The 17,029-nt window shown below is 64.6% G+C and carries 12 protein-coding genes; 8 read left to right on the top strand and 4 right to left on the bottom strand.

The genetic code is table 11. The features are described from left to right. The first annotated feature begins 33 nt into the window (after window positions 1-33). Both VDP79_RS05400 and VDP79_RS05395 read left to right on the top strand, forming a co-directional pair. The gene (locus tag VDP79_RS05400) at window positions 34-1,524 is read left to right on the top strand and encodes a PLP-dependent aminotransferase family protein (protein ID WP_323017203.1); all 1,491 of its coding nucleotides are present in this window, start codon (window positions 34-36) and stop codon (window positions 1,522-1,524) included. A 23-nt stretch (window positions 1,525-1,547) separates the two neighbouring features. Further along, a complete protein-coding gene (locus tag VDP79_RS05395) occupies window positions 1,548-2,909 on the top strand; it encodes an aspartate aminotransferase family protein (protein WP_323017202.1) in 1,362 nt (453 codons plus the stop codon). Here VDP79_RS05395 and VDP79_RS05390 read toward each other — a convergent pair. Continuing rightward, window positions 2,851-3,810 (bottom strand): LysR substrate-binding domain-containing protein, encoded by a 960-nt coding sequence (locus tag VDP79_RS05390; protein WP_323017201.1) that lies wholly within the window; start codon window positions 3,808-3,810, stop codon window positions 2,851-2,853. The two genes, VDP79_RS05395 and VDP79_RS05390, sit on opposite strands and share 59 nt — an antisense overlap. 118 nt (window positions 3,811-3,928) lie before the next feature. Here VDP79_RS05390 and VDP79_RS05385 point away from each other — a divergent pair, with 118 nt between their 5' ends. Further along, a complete protein-coding gene (locus VDP79_RS05385) occupies window positions 3,929-5,116 on the top strand; it encodes an acyl-CoA dehydrogenase (protein WP_323017200.1) in 1,188 nt (395 codons plus the stop codon). An 11-nt stretch (window positions 5,117-5,127) separates the two neighbouring features. After that, complete coding sequence (locus VDP79_RS05380; RefSeq protein WP_323017199.1) at window positions 5,128-6,444, top strand: CaiB/BaiF CoA-transferase family protein; 1,317 nt, start codon at window positions 5,128-5,130, stop codon at window positions 6,442-6,444. Window positions 6,445-6,514: 70 nt separating this feature from the next. Here VDP79_RS05380 and VDP79_RS05375 read toward each other — a convergent pair whose 3' ends face one another. Both VDP79_RS05375 and VDP79_RS05370 read right to left on the bottom strand, forming a co-directional pair. Further along, the gene (locus tag VDP79_RS05375; RefSeq protein ID WP_323017198.1) at window positions 6,515-7,951 is read right to left on the bottom strand and encodes a catalase; all 1,437 of its coding nucleotides are present in this window, start codon (window positions 7,949-7,951) and stop codon (window positions 6,515-6,517) included. Between the two features lie 200 nt (window positions 7,952-8,151). After that, complete coding sequence (locus VDP79_RS05370) at window positions 8,152-10,515, bottom strand: Tex family protein (RefSeq protein ID WP_323017197.1); 2,364 nt, start codon at window positions 10,513-10,515, stop codon at window positions 8,152-8,154. Between the two features lie 108 nt (window positions 10,516-10,623). Between VDP79_RS05370 and VDP79_RS05365 the strand changes: the two genes are divergently transcribed. Beyond that, the gene (locus VDP79_RS05365) at window positions 10,624-12,615 is read left to right on the top strand and encodes an ATP-dependent DNA helicase (protein WP_323017196.1); all 1,992 of its coding nucleotides are present in this window, start codon (window positions 10,624-10,626) and stop codon (window positions 12,613-12,615) included. Here the strand turns inward: VDP79_RS05365 and VDP79_RS05360 are convergent. Further along, entirely contained in the window at window positions 12,602-13,390 is a 789-nt protein-coding gene (locus VDP79_RS05360) for an outer membrane protein assembly factor BamD (RefSeq protein ID WP_323017260.1), read from the bottom strand. The two genes, VDP79_RS05365 and VDP79_RS05360, sit on opposite strands and share 14 nt — an antisense overlap. A 106-nt stretch (window positions 13,391-13,496) precedes the next feature. Between VDP79_RS05360 and VDP79_RS05355 the strand changes: the two genes are divergently transcribed. From VDP79_RS05355 to VDP79_RS05345, 3 genes are all read left to right on the top strand, one after another. After that, a complete protein-coding gene (locus VDP79_RS05355) occupies window positions 13,497-14,462 on the top strand; it encodes an RluA family pseudouridine synthase (RefSeq protein WP_323017195.1) in 966 nt (321 codons plus the stop codon). Beyond that, window positions 14,462-15,250: a peptidoglycan editing factor PgeF gene (pgeF, locus tag VDP79_RS05350; protein WP_323017194.1), complete on the top strand. Its 789-nt coding sequence runs from the start codon at window positions 14,462-14,464 to the stop codon at window positions 15,248-15,250. Before VDP79_RS05355 ends, pgeF begins: the two co-directional genes overlap by 1 nt. Before the next feature lie 100 nt (window positions 15,251-15,350). Next, on the top strand, window positions 15,351-17,027 hold the full coding sequence (locus tag VDP79_RS05345; RefSeq protein ID WP_416233052.1) for a PHA/PHB synthase family protein: 1,677 nt from the start codon (window positions 15,351-15,353) through the stop codon (window positions 17,025-17,027). The last annotated feature ends 2 nt before the right edge of the window (window positions 17,028-17,029 follow it).

Raw genomic sequence — 17,029 nt, 5'->3', positions numbered from 1 at the left:
TAGACCCATTTAAATAAAATCAATGGAGCCAATTTGGAATCCTTTATTCTCTCTGAATGGTTGCTCCAGCACTTCGATAGCCTAGGGGATAGTCCTGCCTATCGTCGTTTGTATCAGTTGATCTGTAGAGCCATTCTGGAAGGCCGTCTGACGGCGGGTTCCCGCCTGCCGTCGTCCCGGGATCTGGCTGCTGATCTGGGGATCGCGCGCAATACGGTGCTGCAGGTGTACGAGCAGTTGTCCGAGGAAGGCTATGTGCGCGCTGGCGTAGGCCGCGGCACCTATGTTCAGGACATCAGCCAGGATCTGCTGGATGCTCCCGCCGCGCCGGAGGACACGCTCGCCCAGGAGGCGGCCCATCCGGACGGTGTGCATCATTTGTCGCGTCGAGGACGTGGACTGGTATCGCGGTTGGGGTTCTCCAATCTGCAGGCGGGCGCCTTTATGCCGGGGATTCCGGATGTGCGGGAATTTCCGCTGAAAACCTGGTCCAGGATTCAGAATCGCCTGTGGCGCAGCGAACCCTGGGATCTGATGCGGTATGCCCCCGCCGGTGGCTATGGCCCCGTCCGCCAGGCGATTTCGGATTACCTCGGCAGCGTGCGCGCGGTGCGCAGTTCCGCCCAGCAGGTCGTCATGACGACCGGCATTCACCAGGGCATCGACGTGGCCGCCCGACTGCTGTGCGATCCGGGCGATACGGTCTGGATCGAAGAGCCCGCCTATTGGGGGGTGCGCAATCTGCTGCTGACTGCCGGCCTGCGTCTGGTGCCGGTGCGCGTCGATGCGGAAGGCATCTGGCCTGGCGAAGCCGAATATGCCCGTCCGCCGCGCCTGATCGTGGTGGCGCCTTCGCACCAGTATCCGCTGGGCATGGTGATGAGCCTGGCGCGGCGGCGCATGCTGCTGGAATATGCGCGCCAGGTGTCCTGCTGGATCATCGAGGACGACTACGACAGCGAATTCCGCTACGGCACGCGGCCGCTGGCGTCCTTGCAGGGCATGGATGAGTCCGGGCGCGTGCTGTATGCGGGCAGTTTCAGCAAAACGCTGTGTCCCGGCTTGCGGGTCGGCTTCATGGTGGTGCCCGAACCCCTGGCGGATGCCTTTGCCAATGCCGTGGCCGAACTGTATCGCGAGGGCAACATGATGAACCACGCGGTGCTGGCCGAGTTCCTGCGCGAGGGGCATTTGGCCCAGCATATCCGCCGCGTCCGGCGCCGTTATGCCGAGCGCCGCGCCTGCCTGATCGACGAAATCCATCGGCATTTCGATCAGACGCTGGAGATCATCGGCGGCGATGCCGGCCTGCACCTGATCCTGGCTTTGCCCGATGGCGTGGATGACACCCTGGTGGTGCGCGACGCCTTGCAACAGGGGGTGGTGACGCGCGCCCTGAGCACTTACTACCTGGAACGGACACATGCCCGTCCCGGCCTTTTGCTGGGTTATGCCGGGGTCAGCCCGGAAGACATCCGGCCCGCCTTCGACACGCTTGCCCGCGTGGTCGGCGCTTATCTTTAACTTTGTCCCAAAGGGAATCCGCGATGAGTACACGTGACAGCCTGGCCCACGACGATGTGGCCTATCAGTTCCATTCCTACACCAATGCCCAGCGGCACCGGGAGGAGGGCCCCTGCATCATGGATCGCGGCGACGGAATCCATGTGTACGACACGGAAGGCAAGCAGTATATCGAGGGCATGGCCGGGCTCTGGAGCGTGGCGGTTGGCTTCAGCGAACCTCGGCTGGCGCAGGTGGCCTACGAGCAGATGCAGCGTCTGCCCTTCTATCACACCTTCACCCATAAATCGAACATCCCTTCGATCGAGCTGGCCGAAAAATTGATCAGCCTGACGGGCGGGCGCATGGCCCAGGCTTTCTTTACCAATTCCGGGTCCGAAGCCAACGACACCATCGTCAAGATGGTCTGGTACTACAACAATGCGCTGGGCCGTCCGGCAAAGAAAAAAATCATCGCCCGCGAACGCGGCTACCATGGCGTGACCGTGGCATCGGCCAGTCTGACCGGACTGGCCGGCAATCACCGCAGCTTTGATCTGCCGCTGCCGCAGATCCGGCATGTGCGTTGCCCGCATTGGTACCGTGAAGGGCTGCCGGGCGAAACGGAAGCTGCGTTCGGCGACCGCCTGGCGGCTGAGCTGGAGGCGCTGATCCTGAAGGAAGGCCCCGACACCGTGGCGGCTTTCATCGGCGAACCTGTCATGGGCGCGGGCGGCGTGATCGTGCCTCCCGAGGCCTATTGGCCGAAGATGCAGGCGGTCTGCCGCAAATACGACGTGCTGGTGATCGCCGACGAAGTCATCACCGGCTTTGGGCGCACGGGCCAGATGTTCGCCTCGGAACGCTTCGGCATCGAGCCCGATTTCATGACCTTGTCCAAACAGCTGACTTCGTCCTATCAGCCTTTGGCGGCGGTGTTGATGAATGAAAGGGTCGCATCCGTCCTGATCCGCCACAGCGGCGAGCTGGGTTCATTTGGCCATGGCTACACGGCCAGCGGGCACCCGGTGGCGACGGCGGTGGCTTTGGAAAACATCCGCATCATCGAAGAGCGCGGCCTGGTCGAGAATGCCGCTGCCGTCGGCGCCGTCCTGCAGCGTCGCCTGCGCGAACTGTCCGGCCATCGCCTGGTCGGGGAAGTGCGCGGCGTCGGCTTGATTGCAGCGGTGGAGCTGGTGGCGGACAAGGCTGGCCGCACGCCCTTTGATCCGCTGGGCAAGGCCGGGGCAGCCGTGGTGCGGCAGGCGCAGGCCAATGGGCTGATTCTGCGCGGCATCCAGGATAGCCTGGCGTTCTGCCCGCCGTTGATCATCACCGAGGCGCAAGTCAATCTACTGGCGGACCGCTTCGCGCAGTCCCTGGATCAGGCGGCGCAGGCGCTGTAGCCGTATCGCCTGGGTGCGGTCTGTCGGACTGCGCCTGGGCACAAAGCCAATCGCGAAATTGCACCAGGGCGGGCAGGGCGGTCTTGCGTTCTGGCACGATCAGATGAAAGGCCCTTTGCATCGGGCCGCTGTGCGGGTTCAGGATGTGCAGATCGCCGCAGTCCAGTTCTTGCTGGATCAGAAAGGGCGGAATCAGTGCCACGCCCAGGCCGTCCGCCGCCGCCTGGGACAGCATGGAAAACAGTTCCAGCCGCATGCCGGCCATGTCGGCAGGCGCCGCCACGCCCGCCGAGGCGAACCAGTCGCGCCACGCGGCGGGTCGTGTGCTTTGCTGCAGCAAGGGCAAGGCGGCGATGGCGGCGGCGTCCAGCGGGCCGTTGGCCAGCCGGGGGCTGCAGACCGGCATCGGATTCTCGCGCATCAGAAAGTACGCCTGCGTGCCGGGCCAGCCGGGGTCGCCGGAATAAATGGCGGCATCGAATTCCGTGTCGTCGAACAGAAACGGCCGGGTACGGGTCGACATATTCACCTGCAACCCCAGGCTGCGGGCCTGGGGGTCGGCCAGCCGGGGCAGCAGCCAGCGGGTGGCGAAGGTCGGCACGACCGCCAGGTCTACCACGCCGCCGCCCTGATGCGCCATGATGGCCAGGGTGTCGCGTTCGATGGTGTCCAGCTGGCGGCGCACCAGCCGGCCATAACGTTCACCGGCATCGGTCAGGCGCACGCCGCGCCGGACGCGGTCGAACAGGGGCACGCCGACAAACGCTTCCAGGCTGGCGATCTGGCGGCAGATGGCCCCCTGGGTCAGGGACAGCTCCTGGGCGGCATGGGTGAAGCTCTGATGGCGGGCGGCGGCCTCGAAGGCCTGGAGCGCCGTGGTGCTGGGCAGGCGTTTGCGCATGGTGGAATAATTAATGAGTGATTAAAAATCACAGATTGCTCAGTTTATATCGTTTGCATGGTGTGAGGCATGCCGGTAGCATGCAAAATCATCACTTCGATATTGCAGGAGTCCGCGCATGTCTTCGTCCCGCCCTCAGTTCCAATGGCTTGATCCCCTGTTGCTGGACCAGCAACTGACCGATACGGAACGCATGGTGCGTGACGCGGCCCGGGCCTACGCGCAGGATCGCCTGCTGCCGCGCGTGCAGGATGCCTTCCGGCACGAGAAAACGGATGCCGCCATTTTTCGCGAGATGGGCGAACTGGGCCTGCTGGGAGCGACGATCCCGGAAGAGTACGGCGGCGCCGGCATGAATTACGTCTGCTACGGCTTGATCGCCCGCGAGGTCGAGCGGGTGGATTCCGGCTACCGTTCGATGATGAGTGTGCAAAGCTCACTGGTCATGGTGCCCATCAATGCTTTCGGCACCTCGGCCCAAAAGGAAAAATACCTGCCCAAGCTGGCCAGCGGCGAATGGATCGGTTGCTTCGGACTGACCGAGCCGGATCACGGATCGGATCCGGGGTCCATGGTGACGCGCGCCAAAAAGGTGCCGGGCGGCTATAGCTTGAGCGGCGCCAAGACCTGGATCACCAACAGCCCGATCGCCGATGTGTTCGTGGTCTGGGCCAAGGACGGGGCCGGCGACATTCGCGGTTTCATTCTGGAAAAGGGCTGGAAAGGCCTGTCGGCGCCCGCGATTCACGGCAAGGTCGGCCTGCGGGCTTCGATCACCGGCGAAATCGTGATGGACGAGGTCTTCGTCCCGGACGACAATATTTTCCCGGATGTGCGCGGTCTGAAAGGCCCCTTTACCTGCCTGAATTCCGCCCGCTACGGCATTGCCTGGGGCGCGCTGGGCGCCGCCGAGGCCTGCTACGAAACCGCCCGCCAGTATGTATTGGATCGCAAGCAGTTCGGCCGGCCGTTGGCGGCCAATCAATTGATCCAGAAAAAACTGGCCGACATGCTGACCGAAATCACGCTGGGCCTGCAGGCCGTGCTGCGCGTCGGTCGCCTGAAGGACGAAGGCGATGCGCCAGTCGAAATCACATCCATCATCAAGCGCAATTCTTGCGGCAAGGCCTTGGATATCGCCCGTACAGCGCGCGACATGCTGGGCGGCAACGGCATTTCCGACGAGTTCTGCATCGCCCGCCATCTGGTCAATCTGGAAGTGGTGAATACCTACGAAGGCACGCATGATGTGCACGCCCTGATTCTGGGCCGGGCGATTACCGGCATCGCCGCGTTTGCAAACTGAGAGGCAAATCTATGGCGCAAGAGACAGTCAGCCCTGCGGCGGGTGATCGGTCTGCCGCAGCAAGGCCGCCTGACGCCGTTCAGGACGCCGGCGCGCGCGCGGCGCCTGCCGGCGCCTTGTCGCACATCCGGGTGCTGGATCTGTCGCGTGTGCTGGCCGGTCCCTGGGCGACCCAGATCCTGGGTGATCTGGGGGCCGATGTCATCAAGATCGAGCGGCCTGAAGCCGGAGACGATACGCGTGGCTGGGGTCCGCCCTGGATGCCTGACGAGCAGGGGCGGGAATCCCGCATTGCGGCCTATTACCTGTGCGCCAATCGCAACAAGCGGTCTGTCACGGTGGATATGGCCAAGCCCGATGGTCAGGATCTGATCCGCCAGCTGGTACGCCGGTCAGACGTGCTGGTGGAAAATTTCAAGGCGGGCGGGCTGGCCCGTTACGGTCTGGATTATGACAGCCTGAAGGCCATCAACCCGCGCCTGGTGTATTGCTCCATCACGGGATTCGGGCAGACGGGTCCGTATGCCGCCCGTGCAGGTTACGACTTCCTGGTCCAGGGGCTGGGGGGCTTGATGAGCGTGACCGGTCGCCCCGACAACGAGCCGGGCGGCGGTCCCATGAAGGTCGGGGTGGCGCTGACCGACATCCTGACGGGCCTGTATGCGGCCAACGCCATCCAGGCGGCCCTGGCCGCCCGCGAACACACCGGCCTGGGCCAGCATGTGGACATGGCGCTGCTGGATGTGCAGGTGGCGTGCCTGGCCAATCAGGCCATGAACTATCTGGCGACTGGCAGCAGTCCGGATCGGCTGGGCAACGCGCATCCCAGCATCGTGCCCTATCAGGATTTCCCGACGGCGGATGGCTACATGATCCTGGCGATTGGCAATGACGGCCAGTTTGCGCGTTTCTGCGACGAGGCCGGTCGTCCGGACCTGGCCGCCGATGCCCGGTTTGCCACCAATCGGGCGCGCGTGGAACACCGGGGGGCGCTGATTCCCATCCTGCGTCATCTGACGACGGCGCGGACCACGGCGCAATGGATCGCGGCGCTGGAATTCCGGGCCGTGCCCTGCGGACCCATCAATGCGATCCAACAGGTATTCCAGGACCCTCAGGTGGTGGCGCGGGGACTGCGCATCGAGATGCCGCACCCGGAGGCCGGGGTCGTGCCTTTGGTGGCCAGCCCGATCCGCTTATCGCAGACGCCGGTGGATTATCGATTGCCGCCGCCCGCTCTGGGTGAGCACACGGCGCAGGTTCTGGCAGAGGTGCTGGGTCTGGATGCGCAGGCAATCGAAGCCCTGCGCGGCCAAAGCGCCATTTAGCCGTTTCCGGTGCGGCGGCGTTTGGCGCCGCCGCATCGCCACGGAGCGTCAACCCCGTGGCTTTACCGAATTAGCCCTGCAGGGCGCGGATCGCCGCCGCAACCCCGGCGCCGTAGGCCGGGTCCGCCTGGGTGCAGTGCTCGACATGCCGCGCCTGCACGTCGGCGCTGACGCCGGCGATGGCGCGGGCTGTGTTGTCGAACAGCGCCTGTTGCTGTTCGGGTGACATCAGGCGGAACAGATTGCCGGGCTGGGAAAAATAATCCGGATCTTCGCGGTGGTTCCAGTGGTCCGCTGCGCCTTCCAGGCTGAGCGGCGGCTCGCGGAACTCAGACTGTTCAGCCCATTCTCCTGCCTTGTTGGGCTGGTTGCCGGTCAGCCCGCCATGATTGCCGTCGACTCGCATGGCCCCGTCCCGGTGGAAACTGTGGAAGGGGCAGCGCGGGGCGTTGACCGGAATCTGGTGATGATTCACACCCAGGCGGTAGCGCTGTGCGTCGCCGTAGGAAAACAGGCGGGCTTGCAGCATGCGGTCGGGAGAAAAACCAATGCCGGGCACCACGTTGGCGGGGGTAAACGCCGCTTGTTCGACTTCGGCGAAGAAGTTCTCGGGGTTGCGGTTCAGTTCCAGCACGCCGACTTCGATCAGCGGGTAGTCGCCGTGCGGCCAGACTTTGGTCAGATCGAACGGATTCAGGTGGTAGCTGCCGGCATCCTTCTCCGGCATGATCTGTACCGACAGCGTCCAACGCGGGAAATCCCCCCGGGCGATGCTCTCGTGCAGGTCGCGCTGCGAGCTTTCCCGATCGCGGCCGATCAGTTCGGCAGCTTGGGCGTCGCTCAGATTGCGGATGCCTTGCTGGGACTGGAAGTGGAATTTCACCCAGAAGCGCTCTTGCTCGGCGTTGATGAAACTGAACGTATGGCTGCCGAACAGGTGCATGTGGCGGTAGTCGGATGGAATACCCCGGTCGCTCATGACGATGGTGATCTGGTGCAGAGCCTCAGGCAGGCCCGTCCAGAATTCCCAATTGTTCTGGGCGCTGCGCAGCCCGGTGCCCGGATCCCGCTTGACTGCGTGGTTCAGGTCCGGGAATTTCAGCGGATCGCGAAAGAAGAAGACGGGCGTGTTGTTGCCCACCAGATCCCAGTTGCCTTGTTCGGTATAGAACTTCATCGCCACGCCGCGGATGTCGCGCTCGGCATCTGCCGCGCCGCGTTCGCCGGCAACGGTCGAGAACCGCATGAAGACCGGCGTCTGCTTGCCGATCTCGGAGAAGAGGGCGGCGCGGGTATGGCGCGTGATGTCGTGGGTGACGGTGAAGGTGCCATAGGCGCCTGCGCCCTTGGCATGCATGCGGCGCTCGGGAATGACTTCGCGGTCGAAGTGGGCCAGCTTTTCCAGCAGCCAGACATCCTGAAGCAGGGCAGGCCCTTTGGGGCCGGCGGTCTGGATGTTTTGATTGTCGACGACGGGGGCGCCTGCGGCGGTGGTCAGCTTCTTCATGATTCTGCTCCTGAAATGAACCTGATGAGAGGAGAGAGCGGGCTACCGTAAGGTGTCCTGCAGTTCAGTGCATAGTCTAAAGAAAACCGGACATTTAATAAAATTGATTGTTACTTATTATGTAATAGATATTGACTATTCAATGGCAGGGCAGCACCCAGCGGAGGCGCGGGTGGCCGCCGCCGGGAGGGGCGGTCTACTCAGCGTTTTTGCTGTAGCCGTGCAAAGGCGTCGGCCATGGCGCCTTGCGGTGAAGCAGCCGGCCGTTCGGGCCTGCCGCTGCGCTGGCCGCCGCGGCGGCCCATGCCGGCATCAGCGCCTGGGCTGACATGGCGCGGTTCAGGATCGTCCTTGCGCATCGTCAACGCGATCCGCTTGCGGGCGACGTCGACCTCCAGCACGCGCACCTGTACGGTCTGACCCACGCGCACCACGTCGCGGGGATCTTTGACGAATTTATCCGCCAGCGCCGAGACATGCACCAGACCGTCCTGGTGCACGCCGATGTCCACGAAGGCGCCGAAATTGGCCACATTGCTGACGACGCCCTCCAGCGTCATGCCGGCGACCAGATCCTTGATGTCGTGGATGCCTTCCTTGAATTGCGCCGTCTTGAATTCAGGGCGCGGATCGCGTCCCGGTTTCTCCAGTTCCGCAAAGATATCGCGCACCGTGGGCAGGCCGAATCGTTCGCTGGTGAAATCTGTCGGCGACAGGCCTTTGAGCGCTTGCGCCTGACCCATCAGCTCAGCGGCCGGACGCCCGGCTTTCAGCACGATCTGTTCGACGACGGGGTAGGCCTCGGGGTGGACGGCGGAGGCGTCCAGCGGATTGTCCGAGCCGGGTACGCGCAGGAATCCGGCTGCCTGCTCGAAAGCCTTGTCGCCGAAGCGCGGCACGTCGCGCAGGGCCTGGCGATTGGGAAACGCCCCATTCGCCTCGCGCCACTGCACGATGTTGCGGGCCAGGCTGGCGTTCAGGCCGGACACCCGGGTCAGCAGCGGAGCCGAGGCCGTGTTCACATCCACGCCGACGGCGTTGACGCAGTCCTCGACCACGGCATTCAGTGAATGGGCCAGTTCGCGTTGGTTGACATCGTGCTGGTATTGCCCCACGCCGATGGCCTTGGGTTCGATCTTGACCAGCTCGGCCAGCGGGTCCTGCAGGCGGCGGGCGATGGACACCGCCCCGCGCAGGCTCACGTCCAGCTCGGGGAATTCATTGGCGGCCAGTTCGGATGCCGAATAGACGGAGGCGCCAGCCTCGGAGACGACGACCCGCTCGAAGATCAATTCGGGATGGCGTTCGCGCAGGGCGGCGGCCAGGCGTTCGGTTTCCCGCGAGGCCGTGCCGTTGCCGATGGCGATCAGCGGGATCTGGTGACGTTGCACCAGGGCGGCCAGGGTACGCAGACTGCCTTCCACGTCGCGGCGCGGCTCAAAGGGGTAGATGGTGGCGGTGTCCAGCAGTTTGCCGGTGGCGTCAATCGCGGCGACCTTGACCCCGGTACGGATGCCGGGATCCAGGCCCAGCACGGCCTTGGGGCCGGCGGGGGCGGCCAGCAGCAGATCCTTCAGGTTGGCGGCGAACACCCGGATGGCTTCGGCTTCGGCGGCTTCGCGCAGTCGGCCGATCAATTCGGTTTCAAAGGCGGTCAACAGTTTCACCCGCCAGGTCCAGCGGCACACTTCCGCCAGCCAGTGCTGGCGCGGCGTGGCCTGGGCGTCAAAGCGGGCGTCGATGTCCAGCAGATCGGCCACGCGTGTGACGCAGGGGTGCGGCGTCAGGGCTTCACGCGCTGCGTCCAGCCCCAGGCGCAGATCCAGCATGCCCTGTTGGCGGCCTCGCAGCAGGGCCAGCACGCGATGCGAGGGCAGGGTGCGCAGGGTTTCGTGGAAGTCGAACCAATCGCGGAATTTCTCGCCTTCGGCTTCCTTGCCAGCGACGACCTGGGCGTAGAGCAGGCCGGTCTGCCACAGTTCGCTGCGCAGGGCTTCCAACAGCGGGGCCTGCTCGGCAAAGCGTTCGGCCAGGATGTCGCGGGCGCCGTTCAATACGGCCTTGGCATCGGCGAAGCCGGCTTCGGCATTCAGGTAAGCGGCGGCCGATGCGTCGGGGTCTGCCGTGCGGTCGGCCAGCAAGGTCTCGGCCAGCGGTTCCAGCCCGGCTTCGCGGGCGATCTGGGCGCGGGTGCGGCGCTTGGGTTTATAGGGGGCGTACAGGTCTTCCAGGCGCTGCTTGCTGTCGGCCGCCAGGATCTGGGTCTGCAGCGCGTCGTCGAGCCGGCCCTGCTGGGCGATAGAGTCCAGGATGGCGATGCGCCGGCCTTCCAGTTCGCGGATGTACAGCAGCCGCACTTCCAGTTGGCGCAGGATCGTATCGTCCAGCCCGCCCGTGGCTTCCTTGCGGTAGCGGGCGATGAAGGGCACGGTCGCCCCGGTGTCCAGCAGATCCACGGCGGCGGTGATCTGGGCCGGGCGGGCGTCCAGTTCTGCACAGAGCAGGCGCAGGACGCGGGCAGGGTCGACTTGATGGGAAGAAAGGGGAGATGCGGCGATGGACATGCAGACGTCCTAAAATACGAGGTTCAAGCGGCGCATTTTGCCATAGCATGCGGCGGTTCCGTTAATGCCTGTCGTATCATCCCTCGATTCACCCCGTCTTTGTTCTCCATGCCCAGCGACGATCTGAATGCCGTCTTCGGCCCTGAAGGCCCTTTGGCCCGGCAGCTGTCCGGCTATGTACCACGCACGGCCCAGCAAGAGCTGGCCGCCGCCATCCAGGATGCCGTGGCGGACGGCGGGGTGCTGGTCGCCGAGGCGGGGACGGGGACCGGCAAGACCTGGGCTTATCTGGTGCCGGCCTTTTTATCCGGCGACAAGGTCCTGATATCGACCGGCACCCGCACCTTGCAGGATCAGTTGTTTCGGCGGGATATCCCGCGTTTGCGCCAGGCCTTGGCCTTGTCCGTGGACGTGGCCCTGCTCAAGGGCCGCAGCAACTATGTGTGTCATTACCATCTGGAGCGCTTGGAGCAGGACGACCGCGGCCTGAAGTCCCGCGACGAGATCGCCCAGCTGCGGCAGATCCGCCAGTTCCTCCAGGTCAGCAGCACCGGGGACAAGGCCGACTTGCCTGCGGTGCCGGAAACCGCCGATATCTGGAATCGGGTCACGTCGACCCGGGAAAACTGCCTGGGCCAGGATTGTCCCTTTGTGCGCGACTGTTTTTTGCTCAAGGCGCGGCGCCATGCGCAAGAGGCCGATGTGGTGGTCGTCAACCACGCCCTGTTCATGGCGGATCTGGCCCTGCGCGAGGAAGGCATCCCGGACCTGCTGCCCGAAACCCGTTTGGTGGTCTTTGATGAAGCCCACCAGTTGCCCGAGACCGCCACCCGTTTTCTGGGCCAGAGCGTCTCCTTGCACCAGATGCTCGATCTGGCGCGCCAGACAGAGGCCGCCGGTCTGGCGCAGGCGCGCGAAGCCGTGCGCTGGAGCGAGCATTGCCAGGCGCTGGAATCCGCGGCTCGGGAAGTGCGGCTGGTGAGCGCCCCGGTGGGGCGGATGCCGGGCGGGCGTGCCACCTTTGATCAGATTCCCGAGCCCGAGGCCTTTGATCTGGCCCTGGATCGATTGGGACAGGCGCTGGACACTCTGGCCGAGGCTTTAGGCACCCAGGAAGAGCGCCACCCGGATCTGGCGGCGGCAGCCCGCACGGCCCGCACGCTGCGGGCGCGCCTGCTGCAGTGGGCGCAGCCGGTGCGAGGGCAGCCGGAACCCGCGGAGCAGGCGGCAGTGCGCTGGATCGAGCACAGTACCCATTCCGTGCGTCTGCATCGGGCGCCCTTGTCGGTCGCCCGGATTTTTTCCGGCTTTCGCCGGCCCGAGCAGGCCTGGGTGCTGACCTCGGCCACCCTGTCCGTGCGCGGCAATTTCGCTCATTTCCAGCACCAGCTGGGGCTGCAGGATGCCCAGACCGCCAGCTGGGTGTCGCCCTTTGATTATCCGGCCCAGGGGCTGCTGTATGTGCCGCAGACCCTGCCTTGGCCCAATGACCCGGGTTTTACCGATGCCTTCGCCCGGGCGCTGCTGCCGCTGGTCGACGCTTGCGCGGGCGGGGTGCTGGTGCTGTGCACGACGCTGCGGGCCGTCGACCGCGTGGCGGACCAGCTGCTGCGGGGGCTGCTGTCGTCGGACCGGCCCGTCATGCGTCAGGGCGAGGCCTCGCGAGGCGTCTTGCTGGAACGTTTTCGGTCCGCAGGCAATGCCGTGCTGGTGGGCAGCACCAGTTTCTGGGAAGGCATCGATGTGCCGGGCGATGCGTTGACGCTGGTGGCGATCGACAAGCTGCCCTTTGCGCCGCCCGACGATCCGGTGCTGGAAGCGCGTTTGAATGCCTGCCGCGCCGAAGGCGGCAATCCGTTCATGGAATATCAGCTGCCGCAGGCGGCCCTGCTGTTGAAACAGGGAGCAGGGCGTCTGATCCGGTCCGAGCAGGATTGGGGGGTCTTGATGGTGGGGGATGGCCGCCTGGTGGACAAGCCGTATGGACGTCAGTTGTGGCAGGGGCTGCCGCCTTTTGCCCGTACGCGGGATGCGGCGGTGGCGGTGGATTTCCTGGCCCATCCGCCGACCGCCGACGGCGCCGAGCCTACAGCCAGTTGACCGGGTTCCAGTAGCTCTTGGGCTCGTCCAGGCCTTGCTTGTAGTATTTGCTATCGGGAAAGTTCTTGTCCAGCACGCGCTTGGCATCGTCGGCCAGGCTGGGCAGATCCAGTTTTTGATAGCTGAGCATCATCAGGTACAGCGCCTTTTCCACGATGGGGACGCCTTCGAAGTCCGTGACCACGGTCTGCGCCCGGTTGGCCGCCGCCACAAAGGCGCCGCGCTCGTAGTAGTACTGGGCGATGTGGACTTCGTTTTCGGCAATCGTGTTGACCAGCCAGGCCACGCGTTTGCGGGCGTCGGGAGTGTAGCGGCTGTCCGGGTAGCGCTTGATCAGCTCATTGAAGGCTTCATAGGATTCGCGCAGGCCCTTGGGATCGCGTTCGCTGGGATCCTGGCGGGTGATGTTCGACAAGATGGCGCTGGGCGGCGTGAAGGTGATCATGCCTTTCAGGTACAGCATGTAGTCCGTGCCGGGATGGTTCGGATACTGTTGCATGAAACGGTCGATGGCGGCCTTGGCCTGGTCGGGTTCTTCGTCCTTCCAGTTGACGTAGGCCTGGTCGATCAGGGATTGCTGGGCATAGAGGCCGAAGGGGTAGCGGGCCTCTAGGGATTCCAGGTTTTTCCGCGCATCGGACCAGTTGCCGGACCCCATGTCGGCGCGGGCCTGGGTGTACAGGCGTTCGGCGCTCCAGCCGGCGGTCGGATCGACCTTGCCCGAGGTGGAAGCGCAGCCTGCAAGGAACGCCAGGCAGAGTCCGGCGAGCGCCAAGCGGGCGAGGGACGGCAGGGATTTCAGGAAAACGGGTGCTTGCACGGCCACGGGGCATCCTTGATCAAGGTGTTAGCATTGTCGGCAGATTATATGATTTGTCGCCATGCCTGACACAGAGTTCGCCACAGAGGATGCCGGCCCCGACGAGCCGACGCTATTTACGCTGCCCCTGCATGCCCTGCCGGACCGCCTGGACAAGGTGCTGGCCAAGCTGTTGCCCCAGCATTCCCGCAGCCGGTTGCAGGCCTGGATTGCAGATGGTTGCGTCCAGGTGGACGGGGTGGTCGGCAAAATTCGCACCCCGGTCGGGCCTGGCGCCCGGATTCAGGTCTGGCCGCAGCAGGCGCCCGAAGACCTGGCCTTCGTGCCCGAGCCGGTCGATTTCGGGGTGGTGGCTGAATCGCCGGACTGGATCGTGGTGGACAAACCCGCCGGACTGGTCACCCACCCCGGGGCGGGCAATTGGCATGGCACCTTGCTGAATGGCTTGCTGCACCGCTATCCGGAATTGCTGCATGTCGCCCGCGCCGGCATTGTCCATCGCCTGGACAAGGACACGTCCGGCCTGCTGGTCGTCGCCCGTACCGAGCTTGCCCAGACCGCGTTGGTGCGCCAGTTGCAGGCGCGGACCGTCAAACGAGAATATTGCGCCCTGGTGCACGGCGCCTTGTCGGGACAGGGCACGATCGAGGCCCCGATCGGCCGCGATGCCCGGGTGCCGGTGCGCATGAGCGCTGACCGGCCTCTGGCGCCCAAGCCTGCCATCACGCACTATGCCGTCCAACGGATCGGATACTGTGGTGAGCAGCCGATATCCGAAGTCGTGTGCCATCTGGAAACCGGCCGCACCCATCAGATCCGGGTGCACATGGCGCTGTTGAAACACCCCTTGTTGGGCGACAGCGTGTATGGCGGGCGCGCGCTTGCCGGCGCTACTCGGCAGATGTTGCATGCCCGCGCGCTCAGTTTTCAGGAACCCGGCACAGGACAGTGGCAGTCATTTAGCGCCGCCTTGCCGGAAGATTTTTGCGCCGTGCAAGCGCAGCTGGGCTGGGGCGGAAAAGGCTGATGCGGATCATCGAATGGGCGGCGGGCCTGCAAGGCGTGACCGGGGCCCCCTGGCAGGGGGTGCAATATGTCAGCACCTGGCGCGCCGGCGGCGTCAGTGCGGCGCCTTGGGATAGTCTGAATCTGGGCCTTCATGTCGGGGATGATCCTGCCGCCGTGCAGGAAAATCGCGCTCGGGTGCAAGCCGGTCTGCCGGCGGCGCCGCTTTGGTTGGATCAGGTGCATGGAACGACGGTATGGCATGCCGACGAGGCCGTCGCAGCGGAACCGGCAGGGCTGACCGCCCTCGGTGTCGCGCCTTGCGCCGATGCCGCCATCACGGCGAGCCGTGGCCTGCCGTTGGCCATCATGACGGCGGACTGCCTGCCGGTGGTGTTGGCAGATGATGCCGGCACGGTGCTGGGCGTTGCGCACGCCGGATGGCGCGGCCTGGCGGCGGGCGTGCTGGAAAACACCCTGGCTGCTATGCAGCGGCGAGCAGCTTCGGCACGCGGGTGGCGGGCCTGGATCGGCCCCGGGATCGGGCCGGATGTTTTCGAGGTCGGAGACGAGGTCCGCGCTGCTTTTGCGGCGGAGGATGCGGGGGCGGCGGGCTGTTTTGCGCCATCGGTACGGGCAGGGCACTGGCTGGCGGACCTGGCCGGTTTGGCTGAACGGCGACTGGCACAGGCCGGTGTGGCCCGGGTCGAGCTCAGCGGGGAATGCACCTACCGTCAGGCAGAGCGGTATTTTTCCTACCGCCGGCAAGCACGCACGGGGCGCCAGGCCACGCTCGCGTGGCTGGCATGATCCTGCGCGGACAGCGGCGGCCAGCTTTTGCCGGGCGGTGTCCAGACAGGTGGAATACTAGCGACTTACCCGGATTGACGCCTGCCGCCAGCATGTCAGAATGGACAGCACGAGTGGTCGTGAGGCTGTATCAGGCCTTGCATGGGCGGGGGGTGTAGTGGGCGATACGAATTCATCTCGGCGGTCGATACCGCCTAGCGCCTCGTCAGACCGTCTGTCCGCCGTACAGTCCGATTTTTTGCAGGCTTGGCAAGCGCTGTTGAGTCAAGCCCGTCAGGGCAGCCTGCCGCCTCTGTCCGATCGGCGGTTTGCCTCGGATGCCTGGTCAGGCAATCCTCATGCCTTGTTTTCAGCCCATGCCTATCTGATCATGGCGCGTGCGCTGCAGGACCTGGCCCGGGTTGCCGACGTTGATGACGCCAGCCGCGAACGGCTGCAGTTTTCCGTCATGCAATGGATCGAGGCCGCCGCCCCATCGAATTTTCTGGCCAGCAACCCCGATGCCATTCAGGCGCTGCTGCGCAGCGGCGGCGATACCTTGCAGCGCGGCCTGTCCAACATGCTGCACGATCTGCGTCGCTGCCGCATCACCCAGACCGACGAATCCGCCTTTGCCCCCGGCGATAATTTGGCGGTCACGCCCGGTGCGGTGGTGTACGAAAACGCATTGATGCAGGTGATTCAGTACCAGCCGCAGTGCGCCCAGGTGCATCAGCGGCCGCTGTTGATGGTGCCGCCTTGCATCAATAAATATTACATATTGGACCTGCAGCCCGCCAACTCCCTGGTGCGCCACGCCTTGCAGGCGGGTTTTCAGGTTTACATGATTTCCTGGCGTAATCCCCGCTCCGACGATGGCGACGGCATCGACGCCAAGACCTGGGATGACTACATCCAGGATGGGGTCCTGCAGGCTATTGCCGTGACGCAGGACATCAGTCGCCAGCCGCAGATCAATGCCCTGGGGTTTTGCGTAGGCGGCACCTTGCTGTCCACCGCTCTGGCCGTGGCCCGGGCGCAAGGCCGGGATCCGGTGGCTGCGCTCACGCTGCTGACGACCTTCCTGGATTTTCGCGATACCGGCATCATGGATGTCTTTGTCGACGAGTGGCATGCCCGCACGCGAGAACAGCAACTGGGCGCCAGCGGCCTGATGACGGCCGGTGAATTGTCCACGACCTTTTCCTTCCTGCGCCCGGCCGAATTGGTCTGGAACTACGTCGGTTCCAATTATCTGATGGGCGAGTCCCCCAGAGCCTTCGATCTGCTGGCCTGGAATGCCGATGGCACCAATTTGCCAGGGCCTTTCTTTACCTGGTATTTCCGCAATACCTATCTGGAAAATCGCCTGAAGACCGGACAGCTGCACGTCTGCGGTCAGGCCGTGGATTTGCGTGCCCTGGATATGCCTGCCTACCTGTATGCTTCGCGTGACGATCACATCGTGCCGTGGGCGTCCGCGTATGCCTCCACCTTGCTGTTGCGCGGGCCGTTGCGCTTCGTGCTGGGGGAATCCGGCCACATCGCCGGTGTGATCAATCCGCCGGCACGCGGCCGGCGCGGCTACTGGTTCCGGGATATGGATGATCTGCCCAGCGATCCAGCCGAATGGCTGGATACTGCTACCCACGTCTCTGGCAGCTGGTGGCCTGATTGGCTGGGCTGGCTGGCGGGCCATGGCGGGCCGTTGCGACGGGCCAGCCGGTCCCTGGGCAATAAGAAATACCCTATCATAGAGCCCGCCCCTGGGCGCTATGTCAAAGTAAAAGCTGACTGAAG

Source organism: Castellaniella sp. (genome assembly GCF_034675905.1).
Taxonomy (GTDB): domain Bacteria; phylum Pseudomonadota; class Gammaproteobacteria; order Burkholderiales; family Burkholderiaceae_B; genus Castellaniella.
The sequence above is the reverse complement of the archived record's forward strand: the minus strand, read 5'-3'. Positions and strand labels throughout refer to the sequence as shown.